12 protein-coding genes are annotated in these 16,150 nt (G+C 72.1%); 6 read left to right on the top strand and 6 right to left on the bottom strand.

What is annotated here, in order from left to right; translation table 11 throughout:
- Nucleotide 1: 1 nt before the first annotated feature.
- Both ACH414_RS22535 and ACH414_RS22530 read right to left on the bottom strand, forming a co-directional pair.
- Nucleotides 2–1,294, bottom strand: a complete 1,293-nt coding sequence (locus tag ACH414_RS22535) for an MFS transporter (RefSeq protein WP_382539992.1) — start codon at nt 1,292–1,294, stop codon at nt 2–4.
- Between the two features lie 67 nt (nt 1,295–1,361).
- Complete coding sequence (locus ACH414_RS22530) at nt 1,362–1,925, bottom strand: methylated-DNA--[protein]-cysteine S-methyltransferase (protein WP_382539990.1); 564 nt, start codon at nt 1,923–1,925, stop codon at nt 1,362–1,364.
- Nucleotides 1,926–2,081: 156 nt separating this feature from the next.
- Here ACH414_RS22530 and ACH414_RS22525 point away from each other — a divergent pair, with 156 nt between their 5' ends.
- The 5 genes from ACH414_RS22525 to ACH414_RS22505 all read left to right on the top strand — a co-directional run bounded on the left by ACH414_RS22525 (nt 2,082) and on the right by ACH414_RS22505 (nt 9,033).
- Nucleotides 2,082–2,981 (top strand): MHYT domain-containing protein, encoded by a 900-nt coding sequence (locus tag ACH414_RS22525; protein ID WP_386564952.1) that lies wholly within the window; start codon nt 2,082–2,084, stop codon nt 2,979–2,981.
- Nucleotides 2,982–3,052: 71 nt separating this feature from the next.
- Nucleotides 3,053–5,185 carry an excinuclease ABC subunit UvrB gene (uvrB, locus tag ACH414_RS22520; RefSeq protein ID WP_382539984.1) on the top strand — a complete coding sequence of 711 codons (2,133 nt, stop codon included), beginning with the start codon at nt 3,053–3,055 and terminating at the stop codon, nt 5,183–5,185.
- A 126-nt stretch (nt 5,186–5,311) separates the two neighbouring features.
- Nucleotides 5,312–5,890, top strand: coding sequence for a TerD family protein (locus tag ACH414_RS22515; protein ID WP_382539981.1), 579 nt, complete (start codon nt 5,312–5,314; stop codon nt 5,888–5,890).
- Nucleotides 5,891–5,935: 45 nt separating this feature from the next.
- Nucleotides 5,936–7,789 carry a TerD family protein gene (locus ACH414_RS22510; RefSeq protein ID WP_398943078.1) on the top strand — a complete coding sequence of 618 codons (1,854 nt, stop codon included), beginning with the start codon at nt 5,936–5,938 and terminating at the stop codon, nt 7,787–7,789.
- Nucleotides 7,790–8,010: 221 nt separating this feature from the next.
- Nucleotides 8,011–9,033, top strand: coding sequence for a TerC family protein (locus ACH414_RS22505; protein ID WP_398943076.1), 1,023 nt, complete (start codon nt 8,011–8,013; stop codon nt 9,031–9,033).
- A 98-nt stretch (nt 9,034–9,131) separates the two neighbouring features.
- Here ACH414_RS22505 and ACH414_RS22500 read toward each other — a convergent pair whose 3' ends face one another.
- From ACH414_RS22500 to ACH414_RS22490, 3 genes are all read right to left on the bottom strand, one after another.
- A complete protein-coding gene (locus tag ACH414_RS22500) occupies nt 9,132–10,424 on the bottom strand; it encodes an MFS transporter (protein ID WP_386564947.1) in 1,293 nt (430 codons plus the stop codon).
- An 83-nt stretch (nt 10,425–10,507) separates the two neighbouring features.
- Entirely contained in the window at nt 10,508–11,164 is a 657-nt protein-coding gene (locus ACH414_RS22495) for an MBL fold metallo-hydrolase (protein WP_386564945.1), read from the bottom strand.
- Nucleotides 11,165–11,210: 46 nt separating this feature from the next.
- A complete protein-coding gene (locus ACH414_RS22490; protein ID WP_398943074.1) occupies nt 11,211–11,903 on the bottom strand; it encodes a maleylpyruvate isomerase family mycothiol-dependent enzyme in 693 nt (230 codons plus the stop codon).
- A 166-nt stretch (nt 11,904–12,069) separates the two neighbouring features.
- Between ACH414_RS22490 and uvrA the strand changes: the two genes are divergently transcribed.
- On the top strand, nt 12,070–15,114 hold the full coding sequence (gene uvrA / locus ACH414_RS22485; RefSeq protein ID WP_382539964.1) for an excinuclease ABC subunit UvrA: 3,045 nt from the start codon (nt 12,070–12,072) through the stop codon (nt 15,112–15,114).
- A 59-nt stretch (nt 15,115–15,173) separates the two neighbouring features.
- Here the strand turns inward: uvrA and ACH414_RS22480 are convergent, their stop codons facing one another.
- Entirely contained in the window at nt 15,174–16,067 is an 894-nt protein-coding gene (locus ACH414_RS22480) for a carbohydrate kinase (protein ID WP_382539961.1), read from the bottom strand.
- Between the last annotated feature and the right edge of the window lie 83 nt (nt 16,068–16,150).

Raw genomic sequence — 16,150 nt, 5'->3', positions numbered from 1 at the left:
CTCAGGCCCGCCGCACCGCGCCCCGCAGGGCCAGCAGCGCCATCGGTACCAGCAGGCAGGCCCCGACCGCGTTCAGCCAGCCGTAGCCGACCGTGGAGACGATCAGGCCCGCCGCCAGGCCGCCGAGTCCGGCGGAGGCGTTCATGATGAAGTCGGAGAGGCCCTGGACCGCGGCCCTGGCGGCCTGGGGGACGGAGTCCGTCAGGAGGGCCGAGCCGGAGACGAGGCCGGCCGACCAGCCGAGGCCGAGGACGAAGAGGCCGAGCGCGGTCTGCCCGTGGCTCGGCCCGGCGGTGCCCGCGAGGAGCGCCGCCGTGGCGATCAGCGCGATGGCGAGGCCGATCACCGAGAGCCGGCCGAGCCGGTCGGAGAGCCAGCCCATCAGCGGGGAGAACGCGTACATGCCCGCGATGTGCCCGCTGATGACCAGACCGATCAACCGGATGCCGGCGCCGTGGTGGCTGAGCGCGACCGGGGTCATCGACATGATCGACACCATCGCGGTGTGCGAGCCGGCCACGGTGACCAGGGCGAGCTTGGCCCGGGAAGAGGCCCGTACCGCCCGCAGACCGGCCTTGAGGGAGCGGCCCTCCGCCGCCGTGTCCTCCTCGGGGCCGGCCAGCGCGCGTGCCGTCAGAAGCGGGTCGGGCCGCAGCAGCAGCGCCACCACGAGGGCCGAGAGCACGAAGACCCCGGCCGCCCAGACGAACGGCCCGGCCGCCACCGGGATGCCCAGGCCCGCCACGCTCTCCCCGGCCGGGGCGGCGACGTTGGGGCCGAGGACGGCGCCGATGGTGGTGGCCCACACGACGGTGGAGATGGCCCGCGCCCGCCGGTCGGGCTCGGCCAGGTCCGCGGCGGCGAAGCGGGCCGCCAGATTGGCCGAGGAGCCGGCTCCGAAGCCGACCAGGCCGACGAGGAGCACCGGGAAGCTGTCGAGGACCGCGCCGAGCACCGCGACCCCCGCGCCGAAGGCGCCGACGAGATAGGCGAGGACGAGCCCCGCACGCCGGCCCCGGGTGGCCATCAGCGAGGCCAGCGGCATGGCGAGCAGGGCCGGTCCCGCGACCGAGGCCGTCGACGCGAGCCCGGACAGCGCCTCCGTACCGCTGACCTCCTTGGCGAGGACCGCGGCCAGTGCCACTCCGATGGCGATGCCGAGGCCGCCCAGGATCTGGGTGGCGATCAGCACCGCCTGTATGCGCCGCCGCAGGGCCGGGAGACGGTCGGGGGAGAGGGGGTCGGATATCGCGGTCGACAGGAGCGCGTCAGGGGCGCCGGGCGTGGTGGTCACTTACGCATAGTGCCAGCCTTCCCACAGCGTGGGAACGGCCGGACCCGGACGAAGCCCAGGTCATGGCTCAGAACAGCGGTTCCGGAAGAACCCCCTCCAGGGCGAGGAGCCTGCGCTTGGTCTCCAGACCCCCGCCGAAGCCCCCGAGACCCCCGTCGCTCTCCACCACCCGGTGGCACGGCACCACCACCGGCAGCGGATTGCTGCCCATCGCCGCTCCGACGGCCTGGGCCGCCGCCGGCTGCCCGACCCGGCGGGCGAGCTCCCCGTACCCCACCACCGTCCCGTACGGGACGCCCTCGGCCAGCTCGCGCAGCACCTGGCGGTTGAATCCGGTCACCAGCGACCAGTCCAACTTGACGTCGAAGCTCCGGAGCCTCCCGTCGAAATACGCCTCCAGCTGCCGAAGCGGCCCGGCGAGCAGGCCCGACGCGCTCCGCACGAGCTCCCCGCCCAGCGCGCCCGCCAGCCGCTCCAGGGCACGCTCGCGCACCCGCTCGTCGGCGTGGAAGACCACGCTCACCAGACCCCGATCCGTCGCGGCGAGCAGCAGGGGACCGATGGTGCTGGGCACCACCGCCCACTCCACCCGCACGCCCGCCCGCGCCGTCCCGGACTTCTCGCTCTCCATGCCGATCACCGTACGACCCGGCACCGACAACGGGGCAGGTCAATTCGCGGACCGCATGGCCGAGAGACCCCGGTGGACGCCATAATCCGGTAGCACTACTCAGCGGTACCGACTGTTTTCGGACGACGTTGCACCAGGGGTGGAGGGCAGACGCTCATGCAGGGCACGGTCGACGGATTCAGTTACGGCCTCGTCACACCGGTGGCGGCCTTCCTCATGGCCTGCCTCGGCGGGGCACTCGGGCTGCGCTGCACCACCCGGTCGCTGCGCCACCACGACACCTTCAAGGCCGGCTGGCTCGCGCTCGGCGCCACCTCCATAGGCACCGGCATCTGGACCATGCACTTCATCGCGATGATGGGCTTCTCCGTCCGGCAGGCCCCCATCAGCTACGACCGGCCCATCACCTTCGCCAGCCTCGGCGTCGCCGTCGTCATGGTCGGCATCGGGATCTTCATCGTGGGTTACCGGGGCGCCACCGCCCTGACCCTCGTCACCGGCGGCACCATCACCGGCCTCGGCGTCGCCACCATGCACTACCTGGGCATGGCCGGCATGCGGCTGCACGGCCAGATCTCGTACGACACCCTCACGGTCGCCCTCTCGGTCGTCATCGCCGTCGTGGCCGCCACCACGTCCCTCTGGGCGGCCGTCTCCGTCCACGGCTTCCTGGCCAGCCTCGGCGCCAGCCTGGTGATGGGCCTCGCCGTCAGCGGCATGCACTACACCGCGATGGCGGCCGTCGACGTCGAGGTGCACGGCACGTCCGCCCCGGGCACCGGCGACACCGCCACCTCGCTGCTGCTGCCGATGCTGGTCGGACCCGCCGTCTTCCTCCTGCTGGCCGCCGTCGTGGTCATGTTCGACCCGCTGCTCGTCATGGGCGAGCCCGACTGGCAGAAGCCCACGGCCCGCGGCGGCTACCGCCACGGGGCCCCCGGAGTGCCCGCCCCGCGCCGCGCCCCCGCCTACGGCGAGCCGGCGAACTGGTCCTCGGCGCGCCCCGCCGCCCGCAGGGGCGCCCACCGCGGCACGTACCGCTCCCAGGACTGGTGATCCGCCCCCGCCGCCCGCGCCGCTGAGCCGATCGCGGCCCGGCTGTCAGTGCCGGGTCGTACGGTGGATGCATGCGGCCCGTTTCCAAGATCGAACGTACGGTGGCGCCCTTCGAGGTCGTCAGCCCCTACCAGCCCAGCGGCGACCAGCCCGCCGCCATCGCCGAGCTCGACCGGCGCATCCGCGCCGGCGAGAAGGACGTCGTCCTGCTCGGCGCCACCGGCACCGGAAAGTCGGCGACGACCGCCTGGATGATCGAGCGGCTGCAGCGCCCCACCCTGGTGATGGCGCCGAACAAGACGCTGGCCGCCCAGCTGGCCAACGAGTTCCGCGAGCTCCTGCCGAACAACGCCGTCGAGTACTTCGTCTCGTACTACGACTACTACCAGCCCGAGGCGTACGTCCCGCAGTCGGACACCTACATCGAGAAGGACTCCTCGATCAACGAGGAGGTCGAGCGGCTGCGCCACTCCGCGACCAACTCGCTGCTGACCCGCCGGGACGTCGTCGTGGTCGCCTCCGTCTCCTGCATCTACGGCCTCGGCACCCCGCAGGAGTACGTCGACCGGATGGTCAACCTCAAGGTCGGCGAGGAGATCGACCGCGACCAGCTGCTGCGCCGCTTCGTCGACATCCAGTACACCCGCAACGACCTGGCGTTCACCCGCGGCACCTTCCGCGTCCGCGGCGACACCATCGAGATCTTCCCGGTCTACGAGGAGCTCGCCGTCCGCATCGAGATGTTCGGCGACGAGATCGAGGCCCTCTCCACGCTGCACCCCCTGACCGGCGAGGTCATCAGCGACGACCAGCAGCTGTACGTCTTCCCCGCCAGCCACTACGTCGCCGGCCCCGAGCGCATGGAGCGGGCCGTCAACGACATCGAGCGCGAGCTGGAGCAGCGCCTGAAGGAGCTGGAGAAGCAGGGGAAGATGCTGGAGGCCCAGCGCCTGCGCATGCGGACCACGTACGACATCGAGATGATGCGCCAGATCGGCTCCTGCTCCGGCATCGAGAACTACTCGATGCACTTCGACGGCCGCGAGCCCGGCTCCCCGCCCAACACGCTCCTGGACTACTTCCCGGAGGACTTCCTGCTCGTCATCGACGAGTCGCACGTCACCGTCCCGCAGATCGGCGCGATGTACGAGGGCGACGCCTCCCGCAAGCGCACCCTCGTCGACCACGGCTTCCGGCTGCCCTCGGCGCTCGACAACAGGCCGCTGAAGTGGGAGGAGTTCCAGGAGCGGATCGGCCAGACCGTCTACCTCTCCGCCACCCCCGGCACCTACGAACTCTCCCGCGGCGACGGCTTCGTCGAGCAGATCATCCGCCCGACCGGCCTCGTCGATCCCGAGGTCGTGGTCAAGCCCACCGAGGGGCAGATCGACGACCTGGTGCACGAGATCCGGCTGCGCACGGAGCGGGACGAGCGCGTCCTGGTCACCACCCTCACCAAGAAGATGGCCGAGGACCTCACCGACTACTTCCTGGAGCTGGGCATCCAGGTGCGCTATCTGCACAGCGACGTCGACACGCTCCGCCGGATCGAGCTGCTGCGCGAGCTGCGGGCCGGCGAGTACGACGTCCTGGTCGGCATCAACCTGCTCCGCGAGGGCCTCGACCTGCCCGAGGTCTCCCTGGTCGCCATCCTCGACGCCGACAAGCAGGGCTTCCTGCGCTCCGGCACCTCGCTCATCCAGACCATCGGCCGCGCCGCCCGAAACGTCTCCGGCCAGGTCCACATGTACGCGGACACCATCACCCCGGCGATGGCGCAGGCCATCGACGAGACCAACCGGCGCCGCGAGAAGCAGGTCGCCTACAACAAGGCCAACGGCATCGACCCCCAGCCGCTGCGCAAGAAGATCAACGACATCGTCGCCACCATCGCGCGCGAGGAGGTCGACACCGAGGAGCTGCTCGGCAGCGGCTACCGCAAGGCGAAGGACGGCAAGGGCGCCAAGGCCCCCGTCCCCTCGCTCGCCGCGCACGCCCCGAAGGGCAGGGCGGGCAAGGCCGGCGCCACGGTGGAGCTCGGCGACCGCCCTGCGACCGAACTCGCCGGAATCATCGAGGAGATGACGGACCGGATGAAGGCCGCCGCGGCCGAGCTGCAGTTCGAGGTCGCCGCCCGGCTGCGCGACGAGGTGTCGGAACTGAAGAAGGAGCTGCGCCAGATGAAGGAGGCGGGACTGGCCTGACCGGCCCGTTCGGACCGGCCGCGGCGGCCCGGTGTGTTGCAAGAGCGACACAAAACCGGGCCGCTCCCGGCGCGTTGTCAGTGCGCCTGCGTAGGGTGCTGCTCACACCGATGAGAGGGGCAGCGCGTGACGGTCAACATGACCAAGGGGCAGGCCATCAGCCTGGAGAAGAAGGACGGAGGCAGCCTGACCTCCGTGCGGATGGGCCTCGGCTGGCAGGCGGCGCCCCGCCGCGGCCTGTTCGGCTCGCGCACCCGCGAGATCGACCTGGACGCCTCCGCCGTGCTCTTCGCCGACAAGCAGCCGGTGGACGTGGTCTTCTTCCGTCACCTGGTCAGCGACGACGGCTCCGTCCGGCACACCGGTGACAACCTGGTCGGCGGCGTCGGCCAGGGCGGCGACGACGAGGCGATCCTGGTCGACCTCCAGCGCGTCCCGGTCCACATCGACCAGATCGTCTTCACGGTGAACTCCTTCACCGGCCAGACCTTCCAGGAGGTGCAGAACGCGTTCTGCCGCCTCGTGGACGAGACCAACGGCCAGGAGCTGGCCCGCTACACGCTCGACGGCGGCGGCCAGTACACGGCCCAGATCATGGCCAAGGTGCACCGGGCCGGCTCCGGCTGGCAGATGACGGCCCTGGGCAACGCGGCCAACGGCCGCACCTTCCAGGACCTCATGCCGTCGATCTTCCCGGTCCTGTAGACGCGGCTCGGGCACCACGTTCGTACGCACGGAGAGACGGAGCAGATGACCGCCGAGCTGGTCCGGGGGCAGAACCACCCCCTGCCCCACACCCGCCTGGAGATCCGGGTCTCGGCCGGTCATCCGGTCCTCGCCGCGGCCACCCTGGTCGACGAGGCGGGCCGCCTCCCGGGCGCCGGGGCCGTCGCCCATCCCGGCGCGACGGCGCTGCCCGGGGTCGAGGTGCCCCGGCAGGCCGCGACCGAGCACCGGCTCGCGGTCGACCTGGAGGCCGTCGAGGCCGCCGTCCACCGCGTCTGCGTCCTCCTGGCCCTGCCCGTCGGCGTGGACGGGCCCAGCAGCTTCGGCGCCGGAGCGGCCCCCGTCGTCACCGTCACGGCGCCCGACGGCACCAGGATCGCCGACTACACCATCACCGGCCTCGACCGGGAGTCCGCACTCGTCGCCCTGGAGCTCTACCGACGCCAGGGCGCCTGGAAGGTGCGGGCCGTCGGCCAGGGGTACGAGGGCGGCCTCGCCGCGCTCCTCGCCGACCAGGGCCTGGAGCGCCCCGCCGAGCTCGCCGGCTCGATCCTGGAGGCCGTCGCCCAGGGGCTGGCCCGCTCCGTCGCCGCCCCGCCCCCGCGCGTCCCCGAGGCCGACCGCGTCCGGCAGCCGGCCCCGGCCGCCCCCGGCGGCCCCATCGACTACACCCACCCGGGCCGCCGCCCGGCCCCGGGCGCCGTCCCGCCCCGGCCCGAGCAGCCCCCGGCCCCGCCGGCGCACCCGGCGCCGGTCGCCGGCGACGCCACCGGCTGGTCCATGGACGAGCGCCTCTACAACCAGGTGTGGAGCATGTTCGAGGACCTGGCCCGCACCACCGCCGCCTACCGCAGCGCCTGCCAGTTCGCCGAGTCCCGGCTCGACCAGGAGCTCGACCGGGTGCTCTCCGACCCGCGCAACCGGATCGGCGGAGCCGGCGACGCCGCCCGGGCCGCGGCGAAGGCGAAGCACGACGAGCTCACCGCCCGCGCGCAGGAGGCCCTCGACCGCGACCTCGCGCAGCTCACCGCCGAGTCCGAGGTCGTCGAGCCCGCGCTGCCGGCCGCCTACGCCCGTTGGGACAGCCCCGTCTGGCAGGCGTACCGGGTCCCCATGGAGGCGCCGATGGCGCTCCGCCTGGGCGACCTCCACCTGCCCGAGCGCCCCGGTCTGCGCATCCCGTTCCTGGCCCGGCTCCCGCTGGCCCGCGGGCTGTGGGTGGACTCCGGGCGCGGCCACTCGGAGGCGGCCGCCCTCCTCGACGAGGCCGAGCTGCGCCGACTCGCCCTGGACACGGCGGTCGCGCTGGTGGCCCGGCTGGTCGCGGTGTATCCGGCCGACGGCTTCCGGGTGCGGGTGATCGACCCGGCCGGTGCGGGCGCGGCCGCGTTCGCACCGCTCGTGGAGGCCGGGGTGCTCGCCGCGCCGCCGGCCGCGGGGGCCGCCGGGGTCTCGGCCGTCCTCGCGCAGCTCACCGAGCGGGTCGACCTGATGCAGATGGCGCTGCGCGCCGGTGCCGCCGACGACCTGCCGCCGGGCATGGATCCGGCCGAGCACCTGCTGGTCGTCCATGACTTCCCGCACGGATTCGACGACCGGGCGGTCAACCAGCTGCGCTATCTCGCCGACGAGGGCCCGCAGGTCGGCCTGCATCTGCTGATGGTCGCGGACCGGGCGGACGCCGCCGCGTACGGACCGGTGCTCGATCCGCTGTGGCGCACGCTGATGCGGCTCACCCCGGTGCCCGACGACCACCTCGCCGACCCCTGGGTCGGGCACGCCTGGACGTACGAGCCGCCCCTGGTCCCGCAGGGCAGCGCGGTGCTCCGGCAGGTCCTCTCCCAGGTGGCGGACTCACGACGCCAGTGGGGTCGCTGACCTGCGGGTTTGAGGCAGCTTTACCCTTCTCTTTACCTTTCCTTGGTTCTTCGGGTAATCTTCTTGGTGCGGAGGGGAGTACTCCCCATTGCGCGACGTGCCCGTCAATACGGACAGATCGGGGATCTGAGCCCGGGGCGTCGGCCCGGGCCGTTCCCCGGGTGGAAGAGACCTCCGGCAGCGACGACGCTGATCACAAGCCGTACGACGCCGGAGGCGCAGTGGACGTTTCGATGACCCTGTGGGTGCTGACCATTCTCGGTCTGGGCGCCCTGATCGCGGTCGACTTCTTCATCGGGCGCAAGCCCCATGACGTGTCGGTCAAGGAAGCCGGAATCTGGACGATCGTCTGGATCGCCCTCGCCGTGCTGTTCGGCATCGGCCTGATGGTGTTCGGCAACAGCCAGGCCTCGGGCGAGTTCTTCGCCGGCTTCATCACCGAGAAGTCGCTCAGTGTCGACAACCTCTTCGTCTTCGTCCTGATCATGGCGAAGTTCTCGGTGCCCTCCCACCTCCAGCAGCGGGTGCTGCTCGTGGGCGTGTTGATCGCCCTGGTGCTCCGCGCGATCTTCATCGCCGCCGGCGCCGCGATCATCACCAGCTTCTCGTGGGTCTTCTACCTCTTCGGCGCGTTCCTGATCTACACCGCCTGGAAGCTCATCCAGGAGGCGCGCTCCGACGAGGAGGAGGACGACTTCGAGGAGAACCGCCTCCTCAAGTCCATCGAGAAGAAGTTCGGCGTCGCCGACCGCTACCACGGCACCAAGCTCTTCATCCGCAACAACGGCAAGCGGGTGCTGACGCCGCTGATGGTCGTCATGCTGGCGATCGGCACCACCGACGTGCTCTTCGCCCTCGACTCCATCCCGGCGATCTTCGGCCTCACCCAGGACCCGTACATCGTCTTCACCGCCAACGCCTTCGCCCTCATGGGTCTGCGGCAGCTGTACTTCCTGATCGGCGGCCTGCTGAAGAAGCTGGTCCACCTCAGCTACGGCCTGTCGGTGATCCTCGGCTTCATCGGCGTGAAGCTGGTGCTGCACGCCCTGCACGAGTCCGGGGTGCACGTTCCCGAGATCTCCATCCCGTTCTCGCTCACCGTGATCTGCGGCGTCCTGGTCATCACCACGATCACCAGCCTCATCGCCTCCAGGAAGCAGGAGCAGCGGGAGGCCGCGGAGGCCGCCGCCGCGGCCCCGGCCGCCGACGCCGGCGAGGCCGAGAAGGACAGCGTCGGGGCCTGACCCCCGGCGTGAAAGGGCCGGTGCGGGTGGCAGCACGCCACCCGCACCGGCCTTCGCCTTGTCCGCGCCGCGCCTGCGGCCCGAGGCCCGGCCCCCGCCTACACGGGCTCCGGCGCCTGCGCGGGTTCCGGCACCGGCGTCCGCGCCGGGAGGGTCTCCGGGAGCAGGGCGAAGCAGCCCAGGCTCACCAGCGCGACCACCGTCAGATAGGCCGCCACGCCCCACGGCGGGCCCTCGCCGCCCTCGGAGAGGGCCGTCGCCACGATCGGCGTGAGCGCCCCGCCGAGCACCCCGGCCAGGTTGTAGCCCACGGCCGCGCCCGTGCAGCGCACCCGCGGCTCGTACAGCTCCGGGAGGTAGGCGGCGACCACCGAGAACATCGTGATGAACGCGAGCAGCGAGCCGAGGAAGCCCAGGAACATCAGCAGCGGCCGCGCGGTGGAGAGCAGCGCCACCATGGGGAACATCCACACGGCGGAGGCCGCGCAGCCCGTCAGGCACAGCGTCCTGCGCCCGTAGCGGTCGCCGAGCATCGCCGCGAACGGGGTCACCGCCCCCTTGATCGCCACCGCCGCCATCACACAGACCAGCATCACCGTGCTGGACACGCCGAGCCGCTCCGTGCCGTAGGCCAGGGCCCAGGTGGACACGGTGTAGAAGACCGCGTAGCCGACGGCCAGCGCGCCCGCCGTCAGGAGCACGAGCCGCCAGTGTCCGCGGAACACCTCCGTGAGCGGGGCCTCCGCCCGCCGCCCCGAGGCGGCCAGCTCCTCGAACTGCGGGGTCTCGGCGAGCGAGGAGCGCAGCCCGAGACCGGCCGCGGCGAGCAGCCCGGCGGCCCAGAACGGCACCCGCCAGCCCCAGGACCGGAACTCGGCGTCGCTCAGCCCGGCCGTCAGCGCCAGCATCACCCCGTTCGCCAGCAGGAAGCCGACCGCGGGTCCGATCTGCGGGAAGCTCGCCCACAGCGCCCGCCGCCGCTCGGGGGCGTGCTCGGCGGTCAGCAGCACCGCCCCGCCCCACTCGCCGCCCAGGCCGAGCCCCTGCAGGAAGCGCAGCAGGAGCAGCAGCGCGGGCGCGGCGATGCCGAGCGTCTCGTACGTGGGGACACAGCCGACCGCGACCGTCGCGCAGCCCGTGAGCAGCAGCGAGGCGAACAGGACCGGGCGCCGCCCGTACCGGTCGCCGACGTGGCCGAAGAGGACGGAGCCCAGCGGGCGGGAGACGAAGCCGACCGCGAAGGTGCCGAAGGCCGCCAGGGTGCCGGCGAGCGGGGAGAAGTTCGGGAAGAAGAGCGGGCCGAGGACGAGCGCGGCGGCCGTCCCGTACACGAAGAAGTCGAAGAACTCGATGGCGGTGCCGACGAGCGAGGCGGCGGCGAGCCGGCCCATCGACGGAGAGTGACTGTGGCGCATGTCGCGCCAACTACCCGGGCGTCACCCGGGTTACGGGGGCGTGCGGGGGCGCGGCGGGGTCACCAGCCGCGCTCGCGCCACTCCGCGAGGTGGGGCCGCTGGTCACCGAGCGTGGTGTCGCTGCCGTGGCCCGGGTAGACCCAGGTCTCGTCCGGCAGCTCCCCGAAGAGCTTGGTCTCCACGTCGTGGAGCAGGCTCGCGAAGGCCTCCGGGTCGCCCCAGGTGTTTCCGACGCCGCCCGGGAAGAGGCAGTCGCCGGTGAAGACGTGCGGGTGGCCGTGCGGGTCGTCGTAGACCAGCGCGATCGAGCCGGGGGTGTGCCCGACGAGCCGGCGGGCGGTGAGCTCGACCCGGCCGACCCGGAGGGTGTCGCCGTCCTGCACCGGGACGTCGGTCGGGACGGGGATGCCCTCCGCGTCGTACGCCCCCGCGTAGGTGCGGGCGCCGGTGGCCTCGACGACCTCGGCCAGGGCCTGCCAGTGGTCGCCGTGCCGGTGGGTGGTGACGACGGCCTTGATGCCGTCGTCACCGATCAGCGTGAGCAGGGTCGCGGCCTCGTTGGCCGCGTCGATCAGCAGCTGCTCGCCGGTCGCCCGGCAGCGCAGCAGATACGCGTTGTTGTCCATCGGGCCGACCGCGACCTTCGAGATCATCAGGTCGGTCAGCTCGTGCACATCCGCAGGTCCGCCGACCTTCACCACTCCGCTGTACGTCATGGCCTCAGCCTATCCCCGGGCGCCGGGGGGCGGGCGGCAACTGCGGTTACAGCGGCGGGAGCTCGGGGAGCGGGCCGCCCTCCGCGGCCAGGCCCGCGCCCTTGTCGCCGCGCCCGGACAGCCAGCCAAGGAGCGCGTCGAGGGGGCCGGTGACGGTCACCGGGGCGCCCTCGGTGCCGCCGGTGCGGCCGCGGTCCGTGCCGTCGGGGGTGCGCAGGGTCACCGGCGGCACGTCGGCGCGGCCGGACCAGCGGTCGGCGAGGAAGTCGATCTCCCGCAGCTGGAACTCCTCCGGCAGGTCGCGGAGCTCGTATCCGGCGCCGAGGTCGACGTGGTGGAGGGCCACCTCGACCCAGCGACGGAACGGCACCCGGGAGGCACTGTCGGTGACGCCGTTGCGCAGCTCCACGGTCCGCGTCCAGTCCGCGGGCTCCTCGCACACGGCCTGGAAGCGCTCGGCGCTCTCGCGCAGGTCGGCGAGCTGGACGTCGAGGGGGCGGCCGGCGTCCCGCTCGATGTCGGTGTCGCGGGTCGCGCCGTCCTTGTACATGGGCAGGCCCTGGAGCACGTTCACCAGAGCGTCGGCGTTTCGGGAGAGGTGGGCGAGGACGTGGCCACGGGTCCAGCCCGGAAGCCGTGACGGCTCGGCGAGCGCCGCGTTGTCCCAGGAGGAGACCGCGTCGACGAGCCGGTCGGTCGCCTCGCGCACGGAGGTCAGGTCACGCACATGGTCGATCATGGCGCCGACCCTAGCGCCGCCGGGGTGTCGCCACTCGTTCGGGTGAAGAGGGCAGCGGAACTCCGGAAATCGAATGTGCGTGCTATAGGCTCGATGGAAGCATCCGGCATCCTTGGTTGTTGGGTCTTCAGGCACATCCGCTCTCTCAAGAAAGGTGCGGACCGGCGTGGCCGACCGTCTCATCGTCCGTGGCGCTCGCGAGCACAACCTCAAGAACGTCTCGCTCGACCTCCCCCGTGACTCCCTCATCGTCTTCACCGGGCTCTCCGGGTCGGGCAAGTCCTCCCTCGCGTTCGACACGATCTTCGCCGAGGGGCAGCGCCGGTACGTCGAGTCGCTCTCCTCCTACGCCCGTCAGTTCCTCGGCCAGATGGACAAGCCGGACGTCGACTTCATCGAAGGTCTGTCGCCCGCCGTCTCCATCGACCAGAAGTCGACCTCGCGCAACCCGCGCTCGACGGTCGGCACCATCACCGAGGTCTACGACTACCTCCGGCTGCTCTTCGCCCGCATCGGCAAGCCGCACTGCCCGGAGTGCCGCCGGCCGATCTCCCGCCAGTCGCCGCAGGCCATCGTCGACAAGGTCCTGGAGCTGCCCGAGGGCAGCCGCTTCCAGGTCCTGTCGCCGCTGGTGCGCGAGCGCAAGGGCGAGTTCGTCGACCTCTTCGCCGACCTCCAGACCAAGGGCTACAGCCGTGCCCGGGTCGACGGCGTGACGATCCAGCTGAGCGAGCCGCCGACCCTGAAGAAGCAGGAGAAGCACACGATCGAGGTGGTCGTCGACCGCCTCACCGTGAAGGACAGCGCCAAGCGCCGGCTCACCGACTCGGTCGAGACCGCGCTCGGGCTCTCCGGCGGCATGGTCGTGCTCGACTTCGTCGACCTCGCCGAGGACGACCCCGAGCGCGAGCGGATGTACTCGGAGCACCTCTACTGCCCGTACGACGACCTGTCCTTCGAGGAGCTGGAGCCGCGCTCCTTCTCCTTCAACTCGCCCTTCGGCGCCTGCCCGGACTGCACCGGCATCGGCACCCGCATGGAGGTCGACCCGGAGCTCGTCGTCCCCGACGAGGAGCGCTCCCTCGACGAGGGCGCCATCCACCCCTGGTCGCACGGCCACACCAAGGAGTACTTCGGCCGGCTCATCGGCGGCCTCTCCCAGGCCCTCGGCTTCCGCACCGACATCCCCTACGCCGGGCTGCCGCAGCGGGCCAAGAAGGCCCTGATGTACGGCCACAAGACCCAGGTCGAGGTCCGCTACCGCAACCGGTACGGCCGCGAGCGGGCCTACACCACCCCCGCCTTCGAGGGCGCCGTCTCCTTCGTGAAGCGGCGGCACAGCGAGGCCGAGAGCGACTCCAGCCGCGAGCGCTTCGAGGGCTATATGCGCGAGGTGCCCTGCCCCACCTGCCAGGGCAGCCGGCTGAAGCCGATCGTGCTGGCGGTCACGGTGATGGACAAGTCCATCGCCGAGGTCTCCGCCATGTCGATCAGCGACTGCGCCGACTTCCTCGGCCGGCTCACGCTCAACGCCCGCGACAAGAAGATCGCCGAGCGGGTCCTCAAGGAGGTCAACGAGCGGCTGCGCTTCCTCGTCGACGTCGGCCTGGACTACCTCTCGCTCAACCGGGCCGCCGGCACCCTCTCCGGCGGCGAGGCCCAGCGCATCCGGCTGGCCACCCAGATCGGCTCCGGCCTGGTCGGCGTGCTCTACGTGCTCGACGAGCCGTCCATCGGTCTGCACCAGCGGGACAACCACCGGCTCATCGAGACCCTGGTGCGGCTGCGCGACATGGGCAACACGCTCATCGTCGTCGAGCACGACGAGGACACCATCAAGGTCGCCGACTGGGTCGTCGACATCGGCCCCGGCGCCGGCGAGCACGGCGGCAAGGTGGTCCACTCCGGCCCCTTGAAGGAGCTCCTCGCCAACGAGGAGTCGATGACCGGGCAGTACCTGTCGGGCCGCAGGGCCATCGGCACCCCGGACATCCGCCGTCCCGTGGACCCCGGCCGCCGCCTCACCGTGCACGGCGCCCGCGAGAACAACCTGCAGGACATCGACGTCTCCTTCCCGCTCGGCGTCCTCACGGCCGTCACCGGCGTCTCCGGCTCGGGGAAGTCGACCCTGGTCAACGACATCCTCTACACCCACCTGGCGCGCGAGCTCAACGGCGCCAAGTCGGTGCCCGGGCGGCACACCCGGGTGGACGGCGACGACCTCGTCGACAAGGTCGTGCACGTCGACCAGTCGCCCATCGGCCGCACCCCGCGGTCGAACCCGGCGACGTACACCGGCGTCTTCGACCACGTCCGCAAGCTCTTCGCGGAGACCATGGAGGCGAAGGTCCGCGGCTATCTGCCGGGTCGCTTCTCCTTCAACGTCAAGGGCGGCCGCTGCGAGAACTGCTCCGGCGACGGCACGATCAAGATCGAGATGAACTTCCTCCCGGACGTCTACGTCCCGTGCGAGGTCTGCCACGGCGCCCGGTACAACCGGGAGACCCTGGAGGTCCACTACAAGGGCAAGTCCATCGCCGAGGTCCTGGACATGCCGATCGAGGAGGCCCTGGACTTCTTCGAGGCCGTCCCGACCATCGCCCGTCATCTGCGCACGCTCAACGAGGTCGGTCTCGGGTACGTCCGGCTCGGCCAGTCCGCGCCCACCCTGTCCGGCGGCGAGGCCCAGCGCGTCAAGCTCGCCTCCGAGCTCCAGAAGCGCTCCACGGGCCGCACGGTCTACGTCCTGGACGAGCCGACCACGGGCCTCCACTTCGAGGACATCTCGAAGCTGATCAAGGTCCTGTCCAACCTGGTCGACAAGGGCAACTCGGTGATCGTCATCGAGCACAACCTCGATGTCATCAAGACCGCGGACTGGATCATCGACATGGGCCCCGAGGGCGGCAGCGGCGGCGGACTGGTCGTCGCCGAGGGCACGCCCGAGGAGGTCGCCTCGGTCCCGGCGAGCCACACCGGCAAGTTCCTCCGCGAGATCCTCGGTGCCGACCGGGTCAGCGACGCGACGGTCCCCGCCGCGCGCGGCGCGAAGAGCGGCGGTGCGGCGAAGCGGACCGCCGCGAAGAAGGCGCCGGCCAAGAAGGCGGCCGCGACCAAGAGCGCGGCGTCCAAGACCACCGCGGCGAAGACCGCGGCGGCGAAGAAGGCGGCGCCGGCGAAGAAGGCGACGGCCAGGTCCCGCAAGGCCTGACGGCCGCCCGGCCGGGCACGGAAGAGAGGGGGCGGTCCCGCGGGAGCGGGGCCGCCCCCTCAGCCGTCGCCCAGCTCGTGCCCGTAGGGAGGCTCCGCGCCCGCCCTCGTGCAGGTGACCGCCGCCGCCCGCGCCGCGAAGGACAGCAGCTCCCGCCACTCCGCCCGGGACAGGGCGCCCGGGGCGCGGCCGGCCAGCCCGTGCAGCAGGGCCGCGTTCACCGTGTCGCCCGCCCCGATCGTGTCCACCACCCGTACCCGAACACCCGGCACGGACACCTCGGAGCCGGGCGTGAACACGGTCAGGCCCTCGGCGCCCCGGGTCAGCACCACCGCGGCCGGCCCGGCGTCCAGCCACTCCCGCGGCGAACCTCCCAGCCAGGCCGCGTCCTCCTCCGAGAGCTTCAGGAGCGAGACGTCCGGCAGCCAGCCCGCGAAACGCTCCCGGTAGGCCACCGCGTCCGGGATGAGACCGGGCCGGACGTTGGGGTCGAGCAGGGTGAGGGCGCCGTCCCGGAACGCGCGCCGCAGCAGCGCCTCGTACGCGCTCGCGCCCGGCTCCAGGGCGAGCGAGCAGGTCCCGAAGGCGACCGCCCGCACCCCCTCGGGCAGCCGCTCCGGCAGCGTGAAGAGCCGGTCCGCGGTGCCCTCCACGTAGAAGCCGTAGCGCGCGGAGCCGTCCGGGCCCACCGAGGCCACCGCCAGGCTCGTCGGCTCGGGCCCCCGCTGCACCAGACCGGTCGCCACGCCCGCCGCCCGCAGCCCGTCGAGCAGCGCCTCGCCGAAGGCGTCCGTCGAGATCCGGGAGCAGAAGGCGGCCTCCGCCCCCAGCCGCCCGAGGGCCACCGCCGTGTTGTACGGGCCGCCGCCCGGCCGCGGCAGCAGCGGGGACAGGGGGCCCGGGGCCCCGCCCGGGACCAGGTCGATCAGGGACTCACCGGCGACGACGATCACGTACCGGAAGGTAACCCATGCCACAGCGGTCACGACAGCCCGGCCGCGGGGGACCGCGAACGCGCCGGTATCGTCGTTCGGGT

This window comes from Streptomyces sp. NPDC020422 (assembly GCF_044386705.1).
Taxonomy (GTDB): domain Bacteria; phylum Actinomycetota; class Actinomycetes; order Streptomycetales; family Streptomycetaceae; genus Streptomyces.
This window is presented reverse-complemented; position numbering and strand designations above follow the sequence as displayed.

Excerpts from the sequence above, each read along its gene's own strand:
- uvrB (WP_382539984.1), top strand. The coding sequence starts at position 3,053 with ATGCGGCCCGTTTCCAAGATCGAACGTACGGTGGCGCCCTTCGAGGTC.
- ACH414_RS22500 (WP_386564947.1), bottom strand. The coding sequence starts at position 10,424 with ATGGGCCGGCTCGCCGCCGCCTCGCTCGTCGGCACCGCCATCGAGTTC.
- ACH414_RS22490 (WP_398943074.1), bottom strand. The coding sequence starts at position 11,903 with ATGATCGACCATGTGCGTGACCTGACCTCCGTGCGCGAGGCGACCGAC.
- ACH414_RS22530 (WP_382539990.1), bottom strand. The coding sequence starts at position 1,925 with ATGGAGAGCGAGAAGTCCGGGACGGCGCGGGCGGGCGTGCGGGTGGAG.
- ACH414_RS22525 (WP_386564952.1), top strand. The coding sequence starts at position 2,082 with ATGCAGGGCACGGTCGACGGATTCAGTTACGGCCTCGTCACACCGGTG.
- ACH414_RS22495 (WP_386564945.1), bottom strand. The coding sequence starts at position 11,164 with ATGACGTACAGCGGAGTGGTGAAGGTCGGCGGACCTGCGGATGTGCAC.
- ACH414_RS22510 (WP_398943078.1), top strand. The coding sequence starts at position 5,936 with ATGACCGCCGAGCTGGTCCGGGGGCAGAACCACCCCCTGCCCCACACC.